This window comes from Streptomyces sp. NPDC052682 (genome assembly GCF_040678435.1).
Lineage (GTDB): Bacteria > Actinomycetota > Actinomycetes > Streptomycetales > Streptomycetaceae > Streptomyces.
In genome coordinates, this window is record NZ_JBFATS010000008.1 from 320,961 (window position 1) to 342,219 (window position 21,259).

Below are 21,259 nucleotides of genomic sequence, written 5' to 3' on the forward strand. Positions count from 1 at the left end.
ACCGGTAGACTGGAAGCCAATCCCGCCCCACTCGTGGGGACCGTCCGGGAAAAGCTGAGTAACGCTGAGCAACGCTGATCAGGCTGACCAACGCAACATGCCGAAGCCGCTCCGGCACCCCTCCCCGAGGGGGCACCTCCAGGAGCCCGGCTCGTGCTGTGCCAGAAAGGGCGCTTCGTGGCCGATTCCGGCAACCCCAACGAGAACATCCCGTCCACCGACGCCGGCGCCGACAGCGCGGTGATCTCGTCGAACGGCGAGGTCACCGCCTCGTACGACGCCAGTGCCATTACCGTCCTCGAAGGTCTGGACGCGGTCCGCAAGCGACCCGGTATGTACATCGGCTCGACCGGTGAGCGCGGACTGCACCACCTCGTGTACGAGGTCGTCGACAACTCCGTCGACGAGGCGCTCGCCGGCCACGCGGACACCATCGACGTGACGATCCTGGCCGACGGCGGCGTGCGCGTCGTCGACAACGGCCGAGGCATCCCCGTGGGCATCGTGCCCTCCGAGGGAAAGCCGGCCGTCGAGGTCGTGCTGACGGTGCTGCACGCGGGCGGCAAGTTCGGCGGCGGCGGTTACGCGGTCTCCGGCGGTCTGCACGGCGTGGGCGTGTCCGTCGTGAACGCCCTGTCGACCAAGGTGTCCGTCGAGGTCAAGACCGACGGGTACCGCTGGACGCAGGACTACAAGATGGGCGTCCCGACGGCTCCGCTGGCGCAGCACGAGGCGACGGAGGAGACCGGCACCTCGGTCACCTTCTGGGCCGACCCGGACATCTTCGAGACCACGGAGTACTCCTTCGAGACGCTCTCGCGGCGTTTCCAGGAGATGGCGTTCCTCAACAAGGGCCTGACGATCCGCCTCACCGACGAACGCGAGTCGGCGAAGGCGACCGCCGGTGCGGACGAGGCGGGCGCCGACGAGAAGGACGAGGCGAAGACCGTCACGTACTACTACGAGGGCGGCATCGTCGACTTCGTGAAGTACCTCAACTCCCGCAAGGGAGAGGTCGTGCACCCCACCGTCATCGACCTGGAGGCGGAGGACAAGGACAAGAGCCTGTCCCTCGAGGTCGCGATGCAGTGGAACAGCGGCTACAGCGAGGGCGTGTACTCCTTCGCGAACATCATCCACACCCATGAGGGCGGCACCCACGAAGAGGGCTTCCGCGCCGCGCTGACGTCTCTGATCAACAAGTACGCGCGCGACAAGAAGCTGCTGCGCGAGAAGGACGACAACCTCACCGGTGACGACATCCGCGAAGGTCTGACCGCGATCATCTCGGTCAAGCTGAGCGAGCCGCAGTTCGAGGGCCAGACCAAGACCAAGCTGGGCAACACCGAGGCGAAGACCTTCGTGCAGAAGGCCGTCTACGAACACCTGGCCGACTGGCTGGACCGCAACCCGAACGAGGCCGCGGACATCGTCCGCAAGGGCATCCAGGCCGCCACCGCGCGCGTGGCGGCCCGCAAGGCGCGCGACCTGACCCGCCGCAAGGGCCTGCTGGAGACCGCCTCCCTGCCCGGCAAGCTGGCCGACTGCCAGTCCAACGACCCCGCCAAGTGCGAGATCTTCATCGTCGAGGGCGACTCCGCCGGCGGCTCGGCCAAGTCCGGCCGCAACCCGCAGTACCAGGCGATCCTCCCGATCCGCGGCAAGATCCTCAACGTCGAGAAGGCGCGCATCGACCGTATCCTGCAGAACCAGGAGATCCAGGCGATGATCTCCGCGTTCGGCACTGGCGTGCACGAGGACTTCGACATCTCGAAGCTGCGCTACCACAAGATCATCCTCATGGCGGACGCCGATGTGGACGGCCAGCACATCAACACCCTGCTGCTGACCTTCCTGTTCCGCTTCATGCGGCCGCTGGTCGAGGCCGGGCACGTGTACCTGTCCCGCCCGCCGCTGTACAAGATCAAGTGGGGCAAGGACGACTTCGAGTACGCCTACTCCGACCGTGAGCGCGACGCCCTGATCGAGATGGGCCGCCAGGCCGGCAAGCGCATCCGCGAGGACTCGGTCCAGCGCTTCAAGGGTCTCGGCGAGATGAACGCCGAGGAGCTGCGCATCACGACCATGGACCAGGAGCACCGCGTCCTCGGCCAGGTCACCCTCGACGACGCCGCCCAGGCCGACGACCTGTTCTCGGTGCTCATGGGCGAGGACGTCGAGGCCCGCCGCGCGTTCATCCAGCGCAACGCCAAGGACGTCCGCTTCCTCGACATCTGAGTCGGTCTCAGCTGACCGCACCAGGAAGGACCTTCACCAGCAATGACCGACGAGAACACTCCCGTGACGCCTGACGAGGCCGGCCAGACCCTGCGCGTCGAGCCCGTCGGGCTCGAGACGGAGATGCAGCGGTCGTACCTCGACTATGCGATGTCCGTCATCGTCTCGCGTGCGCTGCCGGACGTCCGGGACGGCCTCAAGCCCGTCCACCGCCGCGTGCTGTACGCCATGTACGACGGCGGCTACCGCCCCGAGCGCGGCTTCTACAAGTGCGCCCGCGTGGTCGGCGACGTCATGGGCAACTACCACCCGCACGGCGACAGCTCGATCTACGACGCGCTGGTCCGCCTGGCCCAGCCGTGGGCGATGCGGATGCCGCTCGTCGACTCCAACGGCAACTTCGGCTCCCCGGGCAACGACCCGGCGGCGGCGATGCGCTACACCGAGTGCAAGATGGCGCCGCTGTCGATGGAGATGGTCCGCGACATCGACGAGGAGACCGTCGACTTCACGGACAACTACGACGGCCGCTCCCAGGAGCCCACCGTCCTGCCCTCCCGCTTCCCGAACCTGCTGATCAACGGCTCGGCCGGTATCGCGGTCGGCATGGCGACCAACATCCCGCCGCACAACCTGCGCGAGGTCGCCGAGGGCGCCCAGTGGTACCTGCAGAACCCCGAGGCCTCGCACGAGGAGCTGCTCGACGCGCTCATCGAGCGCATCAAGGGCCCCGACTTCCCGACCGGCGCGCTGGTCGTCGGCCGCAAGGGCATCGAGGAGGCGTACCGCACCGGCCGCGGCTCCATCACCATGCGCGCGGTCGTCGAGGTCGAGGAGATCCAGAACCGCCAGTGCCTGGTGGTCACGGAGCTTCCGTACCAGGTCAACCCGGACAACCTCGCCCAGAAGATCGCCGACCTGGTGAAGGACGGCAAGATCGGCGGCATCGCCGACGTCCGGGACGAGACGAGCTCCCGGACCGGCCAGCGCCTGGTCATCGTCCTCAAGCGGGACGCGGTCGCCAAGGTCGTCCTGAACAACCTGTACAAGCACACCGACCTGCAGACGAACTTCGGCGCCAACATGCTGGCGCTGGTGGACGGCGTGCCGCGCACGCTCTCCCTGGACGCGTTCATCCGGCACTGGGTGAACCACCAGATCGAGGTCATCGTCCGCCGTACCCGCTTCCGGCTGCGCAAGGCCGAGGAGCGCGCGCACATCCTGCGCGGCCTGCTGAAGGCCCTGGACGCCATCGACGAGGTCATCGCGCTGATCCGGCGCAGCGACACCGTCGAGATCGCGCGCGGCGGCCTGATGAGCCTGCTGGAGATCGACGAGATCCAGGCCAACGCCATCCTCGAGATGCAGCTGCGGCGCCTGGCCGCCCTGGAGCGCCAGAAGATCGTCCAGGAGCACGACGAGCTCCAGGCGAAGATCAACGAGTACAACGAGATCCTGGCCTCCCCGGCCCGCCAGCGCGGCATCGTCAGCGAGGAACTGGCCGCGATCGTCGAGAAGTACGGCGACGACCGCAAGACCAAGCTGATCCCGTACGAGGGCGACATGTCCATCGAGGACCTGATCGCCGAGGAGGACATCGTCGTCACGGTCACCCGGGGCGGCTACATCAAGCGCACCAAGACCGACGACTACCGCGCCCAGAAGCGCGGCGGCAAGGGCGTGCGCGGCGCGAAGCTGAAGGAAGACGACATCGTCGACCACTTCTTCGTGTCCACCACCCACCACTGGCTGCTGTTCTTCACCAACAAGGGCCGCGTCTACCGCGTGAAGGGCTACGAGCTGCCCGAGGCCGGCCGGGACGCGCGCGGCCAGCACGTGGCGAACCTGCTGGCCTTCCAGCCGGACGAGGCGATCGCCGAGATCCTCGCGATCCGCGACTACGAGGCGGCGCCCTACCTGGTCCTGGCCACCAAGTCGGGATTGGTGAAGAAGACGCCTCTGAAGGATTACGATTCGCCGCGCTCCGGCGGTGTGATCGCCATCAACCTCCGCGAGCGGGAGGACGGTTCGGACGACGAGCTGATCGGAGCCGAACTGGTCTCGTCCGACGACGATCTGCTTCTGATCAGCAAGAAGGCGCAGTCGATCAGGTTCACCGCCTCGGACGAAACCCTGCGCCCCATGGGCCGTGCCACCTCGGGCGTCAAGGGCATGAGTTTCCGCGAGGGCGACGAGCTGCTCTCGATGAATGTTGTTCGACCCGGTACGTTCGTGTTCACTGCCACCGACGGTGGGTACGCGAAGCGGACCGCCGTCGACGAGTACCGCGTCCAGGGACGCGGCGGCCTCGGCATCAAGGCCGCCAAGATCGTCGAGGACCGCGGTTCGCTCGTCGGCGCGCTGGTGGTCGAGGAGACCGACGAGATCCTCGCCATCACACTGTCCGGTGGTGTGATCCGTACGCGGGTCAACGAGATCAGGGAGACGGGCCGTGACACCATGGGCGTCCAACTGATCAATCTGGGCAAGCGCGATGCCGTGGTCGGCATCGCTCGCAACGCCGAGGCGGGACGCGAGGCGGAGGAGGTCGACGGCGACGTGGCCGTCGAGGAGACCGCCGAGGGTGCCGCGAGCACCGGCACGGACGAGGGTGAGGCGCCCTCGGCCGAGTAGCACGAGGAGTGAGTCAGCGTGAGCGGAGCCACGGGCGCCGGATCGACCGGTACCTCCAGAGGTACGGAGACGGACGGCGGCGGCCGTGGCTCCGCCGCGCGAGCGGCTGACGGGCGTACGGCTGATGCGCGTACGACCGACGCGCAGGTGACGGACCCGCAGACGACCCAGCTGAAGGCGATCAAGTCGCCCGCGAAGGACTCGCCCTCTTCCGAGGCTCCCGCCGAGCCTCATGGATCCCAGGGGGGAACTGTGACGGACACCCGAGGCCCGCGCACCCAGCAGCCCACCGCCGGCGCGGGCCCGGCCGCGCCGGGCGCGCAGCCGGCGCCCGCGCCGGAGACGGTCTCCCCGTTGCCGGGGGAACGGCATCCGCAGCAGCCCGCCGGGCCTTACCACCCGCCGCAGGCCTATCCGTCCGAGGGCGGCCCGGCCGGTACCGCACGCCGCCCGCGCACCGGGGCGCGCACCACGCCGCGGGTGCGCAAGGCGCGCCTGCGGGTGGCGAAGGCCGACCCGTGGTCGGTGATGAAGGTCAGCTTCCTGCTCTCGATCGCGCTGGGCATCTGCACGATCGTGGCCGCGGCGGTGCTGTGGATGGTCATGGACGCGATGGGCGTGTTCTCCACCGTCGGCGGCACGATCTCCGAGGCGACCGGGTCCAACGAGTCGAACGGTTTCGACCTCCAGGCGTTCCTGTCCCTGCCCAACGTCCTGCTCTTCACGTCGATCATCGCGGTCATCGACGTCGTCCTCGCGACGGCCCTGGCGACCCTCGGCGCGTTCATCTACAACCTGTCGGCGGGCTTCGTGGGCGGCGTCGAGCTGACGCTCGCGGAGGACGAGTAACGGCCACCGACTACCGATTTTGGGACTGCGCAGGTCGTGCGCTAGTCTTCAGGAGTCAGCGCGCGGGACACACACCGCAGAGCGCGGCGGGGCTATAGCTCAGTTGGTTAGAGCGCATCCCTGATAAGGATGAGGCCACAGGTTCAAATCCTGTTAGCCCCACAGCGAGAAGACCCCCAGGCGGCTAAGCCTGGGGGTCTTTGACATCTACGGCTGACAGCAGCCGGCGTGGACGTCCATGGCAGTAGGGCCGGGGGGTCTTGGTGTCCACTGGTGAGACCAGCGGGGCGGCTGGAGCAGTGGGTGCCTACGGCGAAGGCCCGGCTGCTCGGGTGAGCTGCCGGGCCTGTCAGGCGGGGTGCTGTACGCGGTTCGCCGGATGGACGGGGGAATCGGGTGGAGGGGCCGGTGCGGCCCGGGTGGTCAGCGCTGGAGGCGGGCGAGCGGTGGCGCCGGGGACTCCGGCTCGTCGGGGGCGGCCGGTGCGGTCGTGTCGCCGGCGGTGTCCGCGAGGAGGCGGTGCCGGCAGCGGGGGGACGTACCGTGGGCCTCGGCGAGGATGCGCTGTTTCATCGTGGGGGGCAGGGCCCGGGCGCCGGAACCGGAGGACCGGGGGGACGTCGCCGGAGTCGTCAGCTCGCTGTTGCGGGTCGGTGCGCTCTGCGGTACGGCCGCGGAGGCGTTCGTGGTGATGAGTCCGAGCGCCGTGCACAGCGCGAGGAAGGCGGTGACGATGGCGGTCCACAGCTTCATGACCTTGGTGCGGGCCATGTGCCCCTCACTTTCGGGTTGGGCGATTTGCGTACTTTCCTCATGATGTGTATGAGGGCCGCGAAGTGGTGGACCGACGCCCGTGGCGCGGCGATGTTCAGATGAACACCACCCGGATGGGTGCAAGAGGGAAGAAAAAGAGAGAGATAGGGAGGGATGGGGACGAAAGTCACCGTCGGTCAGGGTGTGATCACCCTCCGATCGGAGCGGTGTACTCCGCTTCTATCGCGGTAACCGGGACGGGAGTTGGCCCCCGACGCAGGTCACCGATCGATATCGATCGGTGTGTATAGTCGGGCGCCAGAGGTCCCCTACGTCAAGGAAAGACGAGGTCGCGCGGTGAAGAAGCTTCTCCTGGTCGCACTGGCCGCCATCGGCGGACTCCTCGTGTACCGCCAGATCCAGGCGGATCGCGCCGAGCAGGATCTGTGGACGGAGGCGACTGACTCCGTGCCCACGGGTTCGTGAGTACCGACAACCGATTCTGAGCAGACCCCGGCCGCCCTCGCGGTCGGGGTTTCGTGCGTGAGGGTTCCGCGTTCGGGACGGTGACGAGGGGGGCGCGTGAGGAGACAGCGGTCTGCGGCGCGGGGACGCGCGAGCCTGGGGCGGGGTTTTCCGGCTGCGGTCGCACGCCCGTCCGTGCGCCTCGGGGTGGTGGCACTCGTCCTGGGCACGACGGCGGCCCTGCCGGCGTACGCCGGCCCGGCGCGGGCGGCGGACGGGACGAGCCGGTACGCCTTCGCCGAGGACGCCCGGCGGATCGAGGGCGCGCGCGGCACCGCGCAAGCCGTGCCGCTGACACCCGGCGCTGCCTACCGCAGCTCGCTCCCGGGCGAGGGCGAGGTCTTCTACCGCCTGGAACTCGACGGCACCTCGAACGCGTACGTCTCCGCCACTGCCGTACCCTCCCCCGGCAGTACGGTCTCCTCCGCCGACGGCCTCCGGATCTCCGTGGCGGACGGCGACGGCCGCTCCTGCTCCCTCGACACCGTCACCTTCGGCGCACCGGGCAGCCCGCGTCCGCTCACGGCGTGGGGCATGCGGGAGATCTCCCCGACACGGTCGCTGTGCCGTGCGGCCGGTACGTACTACGTGTCCGTCGAGCGCGCCGGCCGGGCGGCCGGGGGTGGGGCGACGGAGCCCTGGGACCTGGAACTCGCCGTCGTGTCCGAGCCGGGCCTGCGCGAGGCCGGCGCGACGAGCGCGCCGACGGCGGGAGACTCCGCCTCGCCGCCGCCCCCCACAGGCGAGGCCGTCCACCGCCCGGGCGGCACCGGGTTCTCCCGGGCCACCGTCCTGGGCGAGGGCGTGTGGCGGGACGACATACGGCCCGGCCGGACCCTCTTCTACAAGGTGCCGGTCGACTGGGGCCAGCGGCTGTCCGTGACCGCCGAGCTGAGCGGCTCCGGCACCGCCCGCCGGGGGTACCTCGTCCACGCCCTGGACCTGGCGCTGCACAACCCCGCCCGCGGTGTGGTCCAGGACGTGGGCGTCTCCTACGACGGCGGTCAGAAGGCGGGCAGCCTGGCCGCCCTGCCGCCGGTCGCGTACGCCAACCGCTACGCCGCCGCCCGGCGGATCAAGGCGATGCGGTTCGCCGGGTCGTACTACCTCGTCGCGCACCTGGCGCGGAAGGTGGCCGACACCTTCGGGGACGAGCCGGTCGCGCTGACGCTGCGCGTGCGGGTCAGCGGCGCGGGGCAGGCGGGGCCCGAGTACGCGGGGGAGCCGGTGCCGTCGGGCGTCTTCCAGGTCAGCGCACAGGACCGGGCCGAGGCGGCGGGCGCCAGCGCGTCCGCCGGCGGCGACTCGGTGATGACGGCGGTCGCCGTGGGCGGGATCGGCACCGGGACCGTACTGCTGGCCGGGCTCGGGGTGTGGACGGTGGTGGCCCGCCGGAGGGCCGGGGTCTCGCCGTAGGGCGCGGCGCCGGGCCGTAGGGCTGCCGACGGGCCTCAGATCCGGGTGAGGGCCCAGAAGCCCACGGCGTAGCAGACGAGGGCCAGCACCAGGACCGGGATCGCGACCTTGGCCGGAGGGCCGGTACGGCGACGGCGCCGCCGGCCGCCCCGGTGCCGCGCCGTGGGCGGCGCGGGAGGCGGCACCGGCGGCGCCTGGGCGGTGTAGGAAGCGGTGGAGGCGTCGGCGCGCTGCTGCGGGGCCGGGAGCAGGGGCCGCGCGGGGTACGGCGGCGGGGGCGGCGGCGTGTGCGACTGTACGGAGGGGGTGACGGTACTCGGGGGCTGAGGGGGCGGCAGGTGGAAGCTGCCGGTGTCCGACATCGCGGGGAGCGGCGGGGCGGCGGACGGGGTGTGCGTCGGCTGCCGTTGCGGGACGGGTGGTACGGCGTCCGTGGCGGAACCTGTCGACGCCGAAGCGGTGCCGTCGCCGGACGAGGAGGCCGAGGCGCGTCTCGCGTCCAGGCCCGAGGCCCGTTGCAGCGGGCCGTGCGGGCCGAAGCCCGGGGGAAGCGGGCCGAGTTGGTCGAAGATCTCGATCAGCTCGTCGTCGGGGCCGGGTTCCGGGAGGAGTTCCGCGGCCGCCGCGAGGGCCTTGCGCGCCCCCGTGGCCGTACGGAAGCGCGCCTGCGGATCCGGCTGGAGCAGCGTGGCCACCACCTGCCACAGCGGTTCGGGAACGCCCTTGGGCGCCCCGGGCGTCCCGTGCTCGGCGAAGTACTGCACGAGTGCCTTGCTGTCCGGCTTGGCGCCCTCCAGCAGGTACAGCGCGACCAGGCCCACCGCGAACAGGTCGGCGGGGAAGTCCGGTTCCGCGCCCAGCAGTTGCTCGGGCGCGAGGTAACCCGGCGTCCCCACCACGAGGTTGGTCTCCGTCAGGCGGGGCTCGCCCAGCCGCATCGCGATGCCGAAGTCGCCCAGCCGCAGCTTCGGCCGCCCCGTACCGGTGGCTTCCAGCAGCACGTTGGCGGGTTTGACGTCGCGGTGCACCACGCCCTCGGCGTGCACCGCGGCCAGCCCGGACAGCAGCTGGTCGAGCAGCGTGCAGACGAAGACCGGCGGCAGGGGGCCGTAGTCCCCGACCAGGTGGACCAGCGAACCGCCGGTGACGAGGTCCATGGTGAACAGGACCTTGTCGTCGTCCGCGGCCCAGCTGGTGGGCGCGAGCACATGGGGGTGGTCGATGCGCAGGGCCTGTTCGCGTACGAAGCGCAGCAGCGAGTGGGCGTCGCGCTGGAGCAGGACCTTGGCGGCCACGTAGCGGCGCCGGCGGTGGTCCCAGGCACGCCAGACGGCGCCGACGCCGCCGCGTCCGATCGGGTCGGCCAGTTCGTACCGGCCGGCGAACACCTCACCCATGGCTGCGCGTCGCTCCTCCCCCTGTGGTCGCCCCTGGCTGTTGCCCGGCCGCCGAACCCCCTTCGGCCGCCGGGCGGTGGGATCAGCTCTGGTGCGACTGGTAGTGCGCGACCGCGTCGGAGGTGCGGCCGGCGCCGTACACCCGGAGGAACTCCGCCAGTTCCGGGTGGGTCGGGGCGAGCGTGTCCGCCGCCTCGATGATGTCGCCCGCGGCCGCCACCGAGCGCAGCAGCGACTGGATCTCCCGGACCACCCGCTTGACCGTGGGCGCGCCCGAACTGCTCGTCGTCTGCGTGGTGTTGTTGAGCACCGAGCCCCCCTGCGACTTCTTGATCTCCTCCATGCGCTCGGTGGCCTCGGCGGCGCTGACACTGCCGTCCGCCACCTGCGCGGCGAGGTCCTGCAGCAGCTGCACCCGCTGCACCACGGCCGGGTTGCCGATCTTCGCCCGCTGCCCGCTCATCAGCTGCGACAGCATCGGCGCGGACAGCCCCAGTACCCCCGCCAGACGCGCCTGGTTGAGACCGAGATCGTCGATGAGCCTACGGAAGAGCGCCCCCAACGGCTCCCCGTACCAGTTCCGCTGCAGCTCCCGCGCTCTTGCGGTGGCTTCCTGCTGTGCGGCGTCCATGAGCGTCTCCCCATCGCTTCCCCAAAAAACGGTGGTTCGCTGTAGCGAACCACGTCCGAGCATCTTACGGAGAGTGGTCGTTCACCGGGACCCCCAATCTTTTTGCGGAATCTCGGGGGTGACCCGGTATTCTGGTCTCCGGCGGCCGCCGGGGGACGTGGTTCCTCCGGGCGGGCGTTTCCTTCCGGGGCCTTAGCTCAGTTGGTAGAGCGCTGTCTTTGCATGGCAGATGTCAGGGGTTCGACTCCCCTAGGCTCCACCTCTCAGAGCCCCTCCGACCTGCGGACGACGCACGGCGGAGGGGCTCTCGCGTTGCGCGGGCCGGAGCCGGGCCGACGCGGGGCGGGGGGCCGGAGGGACCGTGCCACGGCTTGCGGTGCGGCTCATCGGGTACAGCGATTGAATGAGCGGGACACCCGTACTGCCCGGAGCCGACTGAGAGAGACGCGCCCGTGACCCACCTCGCCGGCCCCGGCGACGACGACGCGCAGGGACCGGGCGATGACCCCGAAGCCATCGCGCGGGAGCTCGCCGATGCCGTGGAGAGCCTGGCCGACCTGTGGTCGCTGGCGGCCCAGGAGGCCGCGCTGCGGTTGTCCCCGCACCAGTTGCGGGCGCTGCGCGCCGTGGAGGCGGCGCGGGAGCTCAATCTCACGGCGCTGGCGGAGAACCTGGACATAGGGCTGCCCACCGCCAGCCGGCTGTGCGACCGGCTGGAGGCGGCCGGGCTGCTGGAGCGGGCACTGCACCCCCACAAACGCCGCGAGGTGCGGCTGAGCCTGACCACGCACGGCCGCAACGTGCTCAAGGACGTGGCCGCACGCCGGGCGCAGGCCCTGGCCGCGACGCTGGCCGCGATGGGGCCCGAGGAGCGGACGGCGCTGAGCCGGGGGATGAAGGCGTTCCTCGCGGCTCTGGACGCCGGGCCGCGCAGCAGGCCCTCGGACGCCGGTCCCCACTAATTCGCCTTCGCCGGCCGCCCTGTCCAGTCGAGGCAGACCACGGCGGCGTCCGCGGTGAGGTCCCTGCTGCCGAAGTGCTCGATGAGACCGGCCACGACGGAGCGTGCGGCCTCGTGCGGGGGCGCCAGGCCGGCGGCGCCGAGCGTCTGCCGCAGGGCGCGCTCCCCGAACAGGCCGCCGTCCGCCGCGCGTGCGCCGTGCACGCCGGTGCTGACCGCGATCAGCCGGTCACCGGGTTCGACCTGGAAGGTCTGCTCCCGGTACGGGGTCTCCTCGAACATGCCGAGCGGGAACTGGGCCTCCAGCTCGATCCGCTCGATCGTCGTGCCGCGCCGGCGGAACAGCTGGGGCGAGCCGGCGTCGACGGCGTGCACGGTGCCGGTGTCCAGCGCGAAGCGCAGCAGCAGCGTCGAGGCGTACACCCTGCCGCCGTACTGGGCGTAGACCGCCTGGTCGGCGAGGCAGGCCTGGTCGGCCAGGCCGATGCCGGCCCGGCGGGCGTTGCGCAGGGCGCCGACGGCGAGGCTGGTCAGCAGCGAGGCGTCGATGCCCTGGCCCATGCCGTCGGTGACGGTGAGGGTGAGGTGGTCGGCGCCGGCGGACCAGTCGAAGTTGTCGCCGCCGATGGCGTAGGCGGGTTCCAGGTGGGCGCCGATGAGGTACTCCTGGCGGGCGCAGCCGTGGCCCGGGAGGAGCTGCCACTGCATCTCCGCCGCGAGGGTGAGGCGGCGGGTGCGGCGGGCCTGGTGGTACAGGTCGGTGTCCCGGCCCGCGGTGGCGACCTCGTGGCCGAGGGCGGTGGCGAAGTCGCCGAGCCGGAGCACCGTGGCGGGATCCGCGGCGCGGGCGGGCAGGCGTACGCAGAGCACGCCCAGCCGGTCGCCGCGGACGGTGATGGGCAGGTGGACCACCTCGCCGGCCGGGTCGCGGGTGACCTCCACGACGGGTGCCTGGGTGACGAAGGCCTGTCCGGCCGGGCCCTCGTGAGCGGGCACCGGCGCGCCGGTGTGCGGCAGGTGGGTGACGGGCTGGAGGACGGTCAGCCCGTAGTCCGCCAGCAGCAGGGTGATCTCCTCGGCGCCGACGCGGTCGGCCAGCAGGCGGCCCGCGGTGGCGACCAGTGCGTGGGCCGGGGCGGCCCGCAGCAGGCTCTCCGCGGACGCGGCCGGTTCAGAGGTGTGCATGGCGTCCGCCCTCTCCGCTGGTGGTCTCCACGCTATCCCGGTTCGGCCCCGCGGTGGGGCGTACCGGGCGACGAGGGGCGGTCGGGGGACGTGCGGCACAGCAGCAGGCAGACGTCGTCCTCCCGGCCGGAGTCGTGGAGCATCGGTGTGAGCAGCGACTCGGCCGCCGCGTCCAGGTCCTGCTCGAGCTCGGTGGGGCTCAGCGCGGCCATCGCCCGGGTGAGCCGGCCGACGCCGGCGTCGATGCCCTGGTCGCGGCGTTCGACCAGCCCGTCGGTGTAGAGGAGCAGCGTCGAGCCGGGCGCCAGGCGGACGCGGTGGTCCTGGTACACGTGGGGCAGGGGGACGCCCAGCATGATGCCGGGCTTGGTGTCCAGGACGCGGACGGTGCCGTCGGGGGTGCGGGTGACGGCGGGCGGGTGCCCGGCGGCGGCCCAGACGACGGTGGGGTCGCCCGGGCGGAAGCGGGCCAGGACGGCGGTGGCGTAGACGTCGGGTTGCTGGTGGCGGAGCAGCCGGTGCAGCCGGGTGAGGATGCCGGCCGGGCTGTCGCCCTCGACGGCGTAGGCGCGCAGGGCGGTGCGCAGCTGGCCCATCATGACGGCCGCCCGCAGTCCGTGCCCGGTGACGTCCCCTATGACGGCCAGCAGGCTGCCGTCGGGCTGGGGGAAGGCGTCGTACCAGTCGCCGCCGATGTTCAGGCCGCGGGTGGCGGGCAGGTACCGGGCGGCGAGCCGCAGTTGCGGGGTGGTGGGCAGGTCGGTGAGCTGGGCGCGCTGGAGGGCTTCGGCGGTGTCCCGCTGCTGGGCGTAGCGGCGGGCGTTGTCCAGGGCGATGCCGGTACGGCGGGCCAGTTCCACCAGCATGACGGCCTCGTCCGGGTCGAACCGCGGGCCGGGTGAGGTCAGGATGAGCACGCCCAGCGGGCGGGGACCGAGGAGCGGAACGCACAGCAGGGGGGCGGCGGGGGTCAGGGCGGAGGGCGGCAGGTCGTCGACGCCGGGCAGGTCGCCGGCGTGCGGGGCGGCGTGCTGGGGACGGCCGGTACGGGCGGCGACCACCGCGGCGGCCGGGCGGTGGCCGTGGTGCGGTGCGGGGTCGTCGTCGAACAGCCAGAGGTCGGCGCGGCGCGCGTAACGGGGAACGAGCAGCCCGGGCAGCCGGCGCAGGATGTCCTCGGGGTCGAGCGAGGCGGTGACGGCATCGCTGGCATCGGCCAGGAACGTCAGCAGGCGCCGCGCGTTGTCCGCCGCCGCGCGTGCGGCCCGCTCGGCGGTCAGCAGATCGCGCTGGGCCAGGGCCGCCGCGTCCAGTTCGGCGTGCAGCGCCAGGACGCCCTGGTTGGTCTGGTGCAGTTCGTCACGGTGGAAACGGACCAGGCCTTCCTGGGCGTCCAGCCGGTCCAGGAGCTCGGCGGTGTCCTCGTCGGCGGCCAGCAGGGCCTCGGCCATGTCCGTGCCGTCGAGGCCGGTGGGGTCGGGGGCGTCTGCCCGTACGGGGGCGGGGCCCTGTGCCGGTTCGGGGCCGGGGCTGTCCGTGCGTACGGGGTCGGGACAGGCGAGGGTGAGCCGCCAGGGCGGGCGGCCGCCCGGGGACCGGCCGGCCTCGCGGACCGTGACCTCGATGTGCCCGTCCGCGCCGGTGCCCGTGTGGTGGGCGCTCAGGCGCAGGTCCCAGGCGCCGCCCTGGGCGAGGCACTGCCGCAGCCGGCCGGTGACGGCGGTCAGGAAACGGGCGCGCCCGGCCGGGGACGCCCCCGCGGTGGCGGTGAGACGGGCGGCGGCGGTGCGGGCCTGGGCTGCTTCGGCGGCCGAGGCGATCGTCCAGGTGCCATGGGCGGTGTTCATCGGGCGCCTGTCCGATGGCGGGGGCCGGTGCGGTGGCCGGTGCGGGTGCGGCAGGTGGCGCCACCGCGGCGGTCGCGGCCTCGGTGGGAGACGGCACGGCGTCCGGTGTCCTGCGGCGGTGTCCGCCGGGCGGGGAGCCCGTCGCTCTCCCGGACCCGGCTCACAGGGCGTCCCTGCCGTTCTGCGGCAGGCCGGTGGCCCAGGCGACGACGGTGACGGTGGTGCCCTGGCCGGGGCTGCTGTCGACGGCGAACTCCTGGACCAGGCGTCTGGCGCCGCTCAGTCCCATCCCCAGGCCGCCGCCGGTGGTGTAGCCATCCGTCATGGCCTGCTCGATGTCGCGGATGCCGGGACCGGTGTCGGTGAAGGCCAGGCGCAGCCCGGTCACGGCCCCGTGGTGCAGGCGCGTCATCTCGACCTGGCCGCCGCCTCCGTGCACGAGCGTGTTGCGGGCCAGTTCGCTGACCGCGGTGACCAGTTTGGTCTGCTGCACCAGCCCGAAGCCCAGCTCGGCTGCCGCCTGCCGCACCTGCTGCCGGACCCAGCCCAGATCCGCGTCCGAGCCGATCGGCAGTCTCGTGGTGACGGCGTCAGGGGAGGCCTGCGTCACGCGCCCTCCTCCAGGCTCGGGGGCGGACCAGGAGTGTCTCCCCCAGGGCCGCCACCGGCACCTGGGAGGTGGGGCCCCGCCCCGGAGCGGTCACGGCAGGCTCACACCGACCGGTGGGCCTGACGCGGCGACCGCGACGTCCTGCCGGGCCAGCGCGTACGCCAGGGCGTCCGCCAGCGAGGCTCGGGTGACGACGGTCCCCAGGTCGATGCCGAGGTGGACGATGGTCTGCGCGATCGCGGGACGGATGCCCGAGACGACACACTCGGCACCCATCAGCCGCGCCGCGGCCACCGTCTTCATCAGGTGCTGGGCCACCAGCGAGTCGACGGTGGGCACGCCGGTGATGTCGAGGATGGCGTACCGGGCGCGCTCGGCGACGACGGCCTCGAGCAGGCCCTCCATGACGACCTGGCTGCGGGCGCTGTCCAGCGTGCCGATCAGCGGTACGGCCACGATGCCGTCCCACAGCTTGATCACCGGGGTGGAGACCTCCAGCATCTGCAGGCGCTGCCGTTCGACGAGCTCCTGGCCGGCGGTGAGCGTCGTCTCCATCACCACCACGCGCAGGGTGCCCATCAGTACGGTGAGCGCCAGCACACACTCCTGCGCCTGCTCACCGGCCGGGTCGGGGAACTCGGCGCGCAGCAGGGCCACGGACGGCTCACGCAGGGCGGCGACCTCACCGGCGACCCGGGCGGGGGTGGACCCGGAGCGGCCGCGGGAGGAGGCCATGCGCCGAAGTTGCTCACGCACCGGGTCGAACCCGGGTGCCGTCACGTCCTCCAGCCGGCCGGAGTCCGCGACCGTGGCCAGGGCGTCCAGCACGGCCTTGCAGGCCTCGACGGCCTCGTCCCGGGAGACGGTGAAGACGGTACGGAAGAGATCGGCGTCGGCCCAGCGCTGGGCGATCTGTTCCTGCCTGCGCCGGAGGAACTCCCCGACCTGCCGTGCCGCCGACTCGACGCCCGCGTCCTGCTCCGACACCCGCATCGTCTCCCTCATGCCGGCCGCGGCGCCCACCGGGCGGCAGACGTTCAGCCGATTATTGCCGTACGACAAACATTAGCCTCGGGGGGATGGCGCAAACAACACACGCTTGTCACCGGGCGGGCGCCGTGCGGGCCTGCCCGGTCACCGCCCGCGCCAGTCCAGGCACACCACCAGGGCGTCGTCGTCCGGGACGGACTGGCCACGGTGGCCGGTCAGCTCGCGCAGGATGGCGCGGGGCACCTCAGCGGCGGGCAGGAGCCGGGTGGCCTGGATCGCCCGCTCCAGGGCGGCATCCCCGTAGGGCTCCCCCTTGGGGGAGGCGACCGCGTACACCCCGTCGCTGACGAAGACCAGGCGGTCTCCTGGTTTCACGTGAAACTCCTGCGCCACGTAGTCGGTCTCCTCGAACATCCCGAGCGGCAGCTGGGCCTCGAAGGTGATCCGCTCGACCGTGCCGTTGCGCATGCGCAGCATCTGGGGCGAGCCGGCGTCGACCACCCAGGTGCGTCCGGTGGCCAGTTCGAAGTCGAACATCAGCATCGACAGGTAACTGCGGCCCCGGTAGTGGGCGTACACGGCCTGGTCGGCCAGGGCGGCCTGGTCGGCGATGGGGATGCCGGCCCGCCGGGCGTTGCGCAGGGCGTTGATGGCGAGGTTGGTCAGCAGGGAGGCCTCTATGCCTTCGCCCATGCCGTTGGTGACGTAGAGCATGAGGTGGTCGGCCGTGGCGGACCAGTCGAAGTTGTCGCCGAAGATGGCGTACGCGGGCTCCAGCTGGGCGCCCAGTTCGTACTCCGGGCGGGCACAGGAGCGGCCGGGCAACAGCTGCCACTGCATCTCGGCGGCCAGGGTCAGCCGGTCCTTGCGCCGTGCCTGCAGATACAGGTCGGTGTCCCGCTCGGCGACGACCACCTCGTGCCCGAGCACTTCGGCGATGTCCGCCAGCTCGGTACGGCAGGCCTCGGCGTGGTCGGCTCCCGGCAGGGTCACCGTCAGCACACCGAGCCGGTCACCGCGCACCGTGACCGGCAGGTGGAGGCGGACCCGGCCCTCGTCGGCCGGTTCCATGAAGGGCTCTTGGGAGCCGAACGCCCGGCCGGCCGGGCTGTTGTGCACCGACACGGGCTCCAGGGTGTGCGGCAGTACGGACACCGGCTGGAGAACGGTGAGGCCGTAGTCGGCCATGAAGAGCTCGACGGAGTCCGCCTCGTACTGCTTGCCGAGCACGTCGCGGACGGCCTGGAGCAACTCGTGGGGCGCCGCTGTGCGCAGGGCGCGCTCAGCGGCCACAAATCTGTTCACTATGGTCGATACACCAATCTTCTGCCGGACGATGGCACGCCTCGAACCACGACGAAGCCGTCCGGCGCGGTCGGTCCGGTCCTCGACGTCATCTGGGTCATCGGTGGACAACGGGTCGGGCTAGTACGCTGTCAGCCTTCCCCGTGCCTGCGAGAGTGTGACTGTGACTGACTTCCGCCCCCGAGAGCCGAACGAGGTCGCACGCGTGACCGCCACGGCCGCGGAGCTGCTGGAAGTCCTGTGGGGCCGGGCCTCCACGGCGCCCGCCTCCGCTTCCCAGCTGCGCGTGCTGCTCATCCTGGAGCACCATGAGGGCATCAACCTGCGCACGCTCGCCGACGCCCTCGCCTCCACGCCGCCCTCGACCAGCCGGCTGTGCGACCGGCTCCAGGCCGCGGGCTTCGTCGAGCGCGAGGTCAGCCCGGCCGACAGGCGCGAGGTACGTCTGTACCTCAGCAGCCGGGGCCGCGCCTTCCTCGACGATCTGCGGGCACGCAGGGAGAGGGCCCTCCAGGCGGTACTCGACCGGATGCCCGCGGCGCAGCGCACGGCGCTGCTGCACGGCCTGGAAGCGTTCTGCGCCGTGGCGGCGGCCCAGATACACGACGACGCCGAGGAATCCGGAAGCCGGAGCGCCTGAACCATTCCAGTTCCTTCCCCGTGCACGTCCGAGCACGGCTACTTTGTTGCCTCACGGCTATTGTTGTCAAACGGCAACTGTCACACCCGTCGCGTCATGGTCGTCTGCTGTCTCCTTCGGTCCGTCCCCTGTGTCCTGCCCCACCGGGTACCCCGCCTCGCCCGCGACCCGAGGTGGCTGTGGGGAACATCTCGCACACCGCCCCCCGGGCCGTACGGGCGGGCCTTGTTACAGCGCGCTCCAGTCCAGCGCGGGGCGGGCCAGACCGGCCACGTCGGCCAGCAGGGCCAGGCGGGCCGCGCGGACCGCGGGGTCGGGGTCCATCACCAGGACCTCGTCGAAGAAGGTGTTGATCGCGGCGACCAGCGGGGCGGACACCTCGATCAGCGCGGCCAGGTCGTCCTCGCGGTCGTGCAGGGCCTCGCGGACGCTCTCGGCGGCCTCGGCCAGACGCATCTCGGCGGGTGCGGTCAGCACGGACCGGTCCGCCGGGCCCTCAGGGCTGTCGCCGGGCAGGATGCGCACCACCCGCTGCAGCGCGGCGGTCAGGGCCTCGAACGCCTCCGTGCCGGCATGACGCTCCAGCGTGGCCAGCGTCCGGTCGCCCAGGGCGGGGCGGTCGGAGTGCACCAGGACCGCCTGGACGAGACGGTGCTCGTGTCCCGCGTCCGTGAGCTGCTGCTCATAGCGGCGCGTGATGAGCTCGGCGGCCTCGGTGAGCCGCTCCGCGGGCACCTCGATCCCCTGGGCCGCATAGCGTTCGGCCGCCGCGCGCAGCCCGTCGCCGACCCGCACCCCGGCCACCGCGGACACGCTGCGCAACACGTTGAGCAGGCCGATGGCGGCCCGGCGCACCCCGTACGGGTCGGAGCTCCCGGTCGGGACGGCGCCGATCACGAACATGCCCGTCACCAGGTCGAACCGGTCGGCGAGCGAGAGGACGGCCCCCGCCTCACCGGCGGGCAGCTCGCCGCCGGCCGACCGCGGCAGCTCCATTTCGGCCAGGGCACGGGCCACTTCGGCCGGTTCACCGGCGCGGCGCGCGTACTCCTCGGCCATCACCCCGGCCAGGCCGGAGAACTCGATCACCATCTGCGAGGCGAGGTCGAACTTGGCCAGCCGTCCGGCGCGGTGCACGGTGGCGGCCGTCTCCTCGGCGAACCCGGCGCGCGCGGCCAGGTCCAGGGCGAGGGCGGCGATCCGGTCCGCCCGGTCGGCCACCGTGCCGAGCCGGTCCTCGAAGGTCAGCTTGTCCAGGCGCCCGCGGAACTCCTCGGGTGACACCTTCAAATCGGCCCGCCAGAAGAACGCGGCGTCCTCGTACCGCGCCCGCAGCACCGCCTCGTTGCCCGCCCGCACCACCTCCTCGTCGCACACGCCGTTGGCGAAGGTCACGAAGTGCGGCATGAGGCGGCCGGTGCGGTCCAGCACCGGCAGATAGCGCTGGTGCTTGCGCATCACCGTGGTCAGCACGCTGGCGGGCAGGTCGAGGTAGCGCTCGTCGAAGGACCCGCGCACCGGGTGCGGGTACTCCACGATGTCGGTGATCTCGTCGATCAGCCCGGCCTCGCCGGCCACGTCGACATACCCGCCGGCCTCGGCCGCGGCCTCCCGGGCGCCGCTGACCACCGCGGCACGCCGGGCCTCGCGGTCCAGCAGGACACCGTGCATCCGCAGGAAGTGCGCGTACCCCTCGGCGGACGTCACCTCCACGACCGGGTCCGGGGCGGTGCGGTGCACCCGCGTGGTGGTGCCCGAGGCGAGCGCCGAGACGGCCACGGGCAGCGGGGTACGGCCGAGCAGGGCCAGCAGCCAGCGCACCGGGCGGGAGAACGACAGCGCCGGGTCGCTCCAGCGCATGTTCCGGGCGGAACGCAGCCCGGACACCACCTCGGCCAGCAGGTCGCTGAGCACCTCGGGCGCCGTGCGGCCCGGCTCGTCCCGGTTGACGGCGACGTAGTCGACCCCGCCGACGTCGACCACCCGCACGTCCCCCGGGTCGACGCCCTGGCTGCGGGCGAAGCCCAGCAGGGCCGGGGTGGGCGCGCCGTCCCGATAGGCGGCGGCGACCTTGGGCCCGCGCACGGTCCGCTCGGTGTCCGGCTCACGCGGCTGCACGGCCTCGACGATGACCACCACGCGGCGCGGTGTGGCCATGGCGCTGATCCGCCCGTGCTTCAGCCGGGTGGCGGCCAGCTTGGCCGAGATCGCCTCGTGCACCGCCTCGGCGGTGGCTTGCACCTCGGCGTACGGCAGCTCCTCGACACCGATCTCGAACAGCAGGGTCTCGGGACCGGACACCGCCGGCAGCGCGGCCCGCACGGCCGGGGCGGGCGCCGGCACGACCCCCAGCGGGTGCTCCAGGGCGGCTCGGCGCCGCGCCCACAGCTGGGCCGACTCGTGGGTGAGGCCGCGCATCAGGGAGAACGCCTTGGCGCGCTCCGTGGTGCTGATCGCGCCGCGCGCGTCGAGCACGTTGAAGGTGTGGCTGCACTTGAGCACATAGGTGTAGGCCGGCACCGGCAGCTCCAGGTCCAGCATGCGCCGCGCCTCGGCCGCGTACGCCTCGAAGAGCCGGTGCTGGGTGGGGATGTCGGCGTCGTCGAGGTAGTAGCGGCTCATCTCGTACTCGTTCTGCCCGAACACCTCGCCGTAGGTGATGCCCGGCGCGTACGCGATGTCCTTGAAGTGGGAGACGCCCTGAAGGTTCATCAGGATGCGCTCCAGGCCGTAGGTGATCTCCACCGACACCGGGGCCAGCGTGACCCCGCCCACCTGCTGGAAGTAGGTGAACTGGGTGATCTCCATGCCGTCCAGCCACACCTCCCACCCCAGGCCCCAGGCCCCGAGCGCGGGGGAGGCCCAGTTGTCCTCCACGAACCGCACGTCGTGCGCGCGCAGGTCGATGCCCAGGGCCCGCAGGCTGCCCAGGTACAGCTCCTGCGGGTTGCCCGGGTCGGGCTTGAGGATCACCTGGAACTGCGTGTGGGTCTGGAGCCGGTTGGGGTTCTCGCCGTAGCGCGAGTCGTCCGGCCGTACGCTCGGCTCCACGTACGCCACGCTCCAGGGCTCGGGGCCGAGCACCCGCAGGGCCGTGGACGGGTTGCCCGTACCGGCGCCCACCTCCGTGTTCAGCGGCTGCGTGATCATGCAGCCGTTGTCGCTCCAGTACCTCTGCAGGGTGAGGATCGCGTCCTGCATGGTCAACGCCGTCTGACCGTTCTTCATGGTGGAATCGCCTGTTTCCCGAGTCGGTTCGGCAGGGTGGTCACGGATCC

Annotated in this window: 16 protein-coding genes and 2 tRNA genes; 9 read left to right on the forward strand and 9 right to left on the reverse strand. The window is 71.9% G+C overall.

Translation table 11 applies throughout. From position 1 onward, the window contains the following. Window positions 1-177: 177 nt before the first annotated feature. From gyrB to AB0K80_RS15550, 4 genes are all read left to right on the forward strand, one after another. Window positions 178-2,238 (forward strand): DNA topoisomerase (ATP-hydrolyzing) subunit B, encoded by a 2,061-nt coding sequence (gyrB, locus tag AB0K80_RS15535; protein WP_365669647.1) that lies wholly within the window; start codon window positions 178-180, stop codon window positions 2,236-2,238. A gap of 42 nt (window positions 2,239-2,280) precedes the next feature. Further along, window positions 2,281-4,872 (forward strand): DNA gyrase subunit A, encoded by a 2,592-nt coding sequence (gyrA, locus tag AB0K80_RS15540; RefSeq protein ID WP_365669649.1) that lies wholly within the window; start codon window positions 2,281-2,283, stop codon window positions 4,870-4,872. A gap of 18 nt (window positions 4,873-4,890) precedes the next feature. Then, on the forward strand, window positions 4,891-5,721 hold the full coding sequence (locus tag AB0K80_RS15545; protein ID WP_365669651.1) for a DUF3566 domain-containing protein: 831 nt from the start codon (window positions 4,891-4,893) through the stop codon (window positions 5,719-5,721). 88 nt (window positions 5,722-5,809) lie between these two features. Beyond that, window positions 5,810-5,883, forward strand: a tRNA-Ile gene (locus AB0K80_RS15550). Between the two features lie 261 nt (window positions 5,884-6,144). On the opposite strand, the gene AB0K80_RS15555 is transcribed toward AB0K80_RS15550, so the two are convergent. After that, on the reverse strand, window positions 6,145-6,492 hold the full coding sequence (locus AB0K80_RS15555) for a DUF6344 domain-containing protein (protein WP_365669654.1): 348 nt from the start codon (window positions 6,490-6,492) through the stop codon (window positions 6,145-6,147). A gap of 339 nt (window positions 6,493-6,831) precedes the next feature. Here AB0K80_RS15555 and AB0K80_RS15560 point away from each other — a divergent pair, with 339 nt between their 5' ends. Both AB0K80_RS15560 and AB0K80_RS15565 read left to right on the forward strand, forming a co-directional pair. Continuing rightward, complete coding sequence (locus AB0K80_RS15560) at window positions 6,832-6,960, forward strand: DLW-39 family protein (protein ID WP_003999697.1); 129 nt, start codon at window positions 6,832-6,834, stop codon at window positions 6,958-6,960. A 189-nt stretch (window positions 6,961-7,149) separates the two neighbouring features. Then, window positions 7,150-8,415 (forward strand): hypothetical protein, encoded by a 1,266-nt coding sequence (locus AB0K80_RS15565; RefSeq protein WP_365669657.1) that lies wholly within the window; start codon window positions 7,150-7,152, stop codon window positions 8,413-8,415. Window positions 8,416-8,450: 35 nt separating this feature from the next. On the opposite strand, the gene AB0K80_RS15570 is transcribed toward AB0K80_RS15565, so the two are convergent. Together AB0K80_RS15570 and AB0K80_RS15575 are read right to left on the reverse strand one after the other, a co-directional pair. Then, window positions 8,451-9,812, reverse strand: coding sequence for a serine/threonine-protein kinase (locus AB0K80_RS15570; protein WP_365669660.1), 1,362 nt, complete (start codon window positions 9,810-9,812; stop codon window positions 8,451-8,453). A gap of 82 nt (window positions 9,813-9,894) precedes the next feature. Next, a complete protein-coding gene (locus tag AB0K80_RS15575) occupies window positions 9,895-10,443 on the reverse strand; it encodes a DNA-binding protein (protein WP_187823929.1) in 549 nt (182 codons plus the stop codon). Between the two features lie 186 nt (window positions 10,444-10,629). Between AB0K80_RS15575 and AB0K80_RS15580 the strand changes: the two genes are divergently transcribed. After that, window positions 10,630-10,702 (forward strand) — tRNA-Ala (locus AB0K80_RS15580). A gap of 193 nt (window positions 10,703-10,895) precedes the next feature. Further along, window positions 10,896-11,405, forward strand: a complete 510-nt coding sequence (locus tag AB0K80_RS15585) for a MarR family winged helix-turn-helix transcriptional regulator (protein ID WP_365669662.1) — start codon at window positions 10,896-10,898, stop codon at window positions 11,403-11,405. On the opposite strand, the gene AB0K80_RS15590 is transcribed toward AB0K80_RS15585, so the two are convergent. From AB0K80_RS15590 to AB0K80_RS15610, 5 genes are all read right to left on the reverse strand, one after another. Continuing rightward, window positions 11,402-12,589, reverse strand: coding sequence for a PP2C family protein-serine/threonine phosphatase (locus AB0K80_RS15590; RefSeq protein WP_365669664.1), 1,188 nt, complete (start codon window positions 12,587-12,589; stop codon window positions 11,402-11,404). The two genes, AB0K80_RS15585 and AB0K80_RS15590, sit on opposite strands and share 4 nt — an antisense overlap. 32 nt (window positions 12,590-12,621) lie before the next feature. After that, a complete protein-coding gene (locus AB0K80_RS15595; protein ID WP_365669666.1) occupies window positions 12,622-14,436 on the reverse strand; it encodes a GAF domain-containing SpoIIE family protein phosphatase in 1,815 nt (604 codons plus the stop codon). Window positions 14,437-14,596: 160 nt separating this feature from the next. Then, on the reverse strand, window positions 14,597-15,046 hold the full coding sequence (locus AB0K80_RS15600; protein WP_365669668.1) for an ATP-binding protein: 450 nt from the start codon (window positions 15,044-15,046) through the stop codon (window positions 14,597-14,599). A 90-nt stretch (window positions 15,047-15,136) separates the two neighbouring features. Then, entirely contained in the window at window positions 15,137-16,039 is a 903-nt protein-coding gene (locus AB0K80_RS15605; protein ID WP_365669728.1) for an STAS domain-containing protein, read from the reverse strand. 141 nt (window positions 16,040-16,180) lie between these two features. Then, entirely contained in the window at window positions 16,181-17,341 is a 1,161-nt protein-coding gene (locus AB0K80_RS15610) for a PP2C family protein-serine/threonine phosphatase (RefSeq protein ID WP_365669670.1), read from the reverse strand. Window positions 17,342-17,498: 157 nt separating this feature from the next. Here AB0K80_RS15610 and AB0K80_RS15615 point away from each other — a divergent pair, with 157 nt between their 5' ends. After that, complete coding sequence (locus tag AB0K80_RS15615) at window positions 17,499-17,981, forward strand: MarR family transcriptional regulator (protein WP_365669672.1); 483 nt, start codon at window positions 17,499-17,501, stop codon at window positions 17,979-17,981. A gap of 228 nt (window positions 17,982-18,209) precedes the next feature. On the opposite strand, the gene AB0K80_RS15620 is transcribed toward AB0K80_RS15615, so the two are convergent. Next, window positions 18,210-21,209 (reverse strand): glycine--tRNA ligase, encoded by a 3,000-nt coding sequence (locus tag AB0K80_RS15620; protein ID WP_365669674.1) that lies wholly within the window; start codon window positions 21,207-21,209, stop codon window positions 18,210-18,212. Window positions 21,210-21,259: the final 50 nt, after the last annotated feature.

What these genes read in the sequence shown, in the direction of transcription:
- gyrA (WP_365669649.1), top strand. Translation starts at nt 2,281, where the DNA reads ATGACCGACGAGAACACTCCCGTGACGCCTGACGAGGCCGGCCAGACC.
- AB0K80_RS15555 (WP_365669654.1), bottom strand. Translation starts at nt 6,492, where the DNA reads ATGGCCCGCACCAAGGTCATGAAGCTGTGGACCGCCATCGTCACCGCC.
- AB0K80_RS15570 (WP_365669660.1), bottom strand. Translation starts at nt 9,812, where the DNA reads ATGGGTGAGGTGTTCGCCGGCCGGTACGAACTGGCCGACCCGATCGGA.
- AB0K80_RS15575 (WP_187823929.1), bottom strand. Translation starts at nt 10,443, where the DNA reads ATGGACGCCGCACAGCAGGAAGCCACCGCAAGAGCGCGGGAGCTGCAG.
- AB0K80_RS15590 (WP_365669664.1), bottom strand. Translation starts at nt 12,589, where the DNA reads ATGCACACCTCTGAACCGGCCGCGTCCGCGGAGAGCCTGCTGCGGGCC.
- AB0K80_RS15595 (WP_365669666.1), bottom strand. Translation starts at nt 14,436, where the DNA reads ATGAACACCGCCCATGGCACCTGGACGATCGCCTCGGCCGCCGAAGCA.
- AB0K80_RS15605 (WP_365669728.1), bottom strand. Translation starts at nt 16,039, where the DNA reads ATGCGGGTGTCGGAGCAGGACGCGGGCGTCGAGTCGGCGGCACGGCAG.
- AB0K80_RS15620 (WP_365669674.1), bottom strand. Translation starts at nt 21,209, where the DNA reads ATGAAGAACGGTCAGACGGCGTTGACCATGCAGGACGCGATCCTCACC.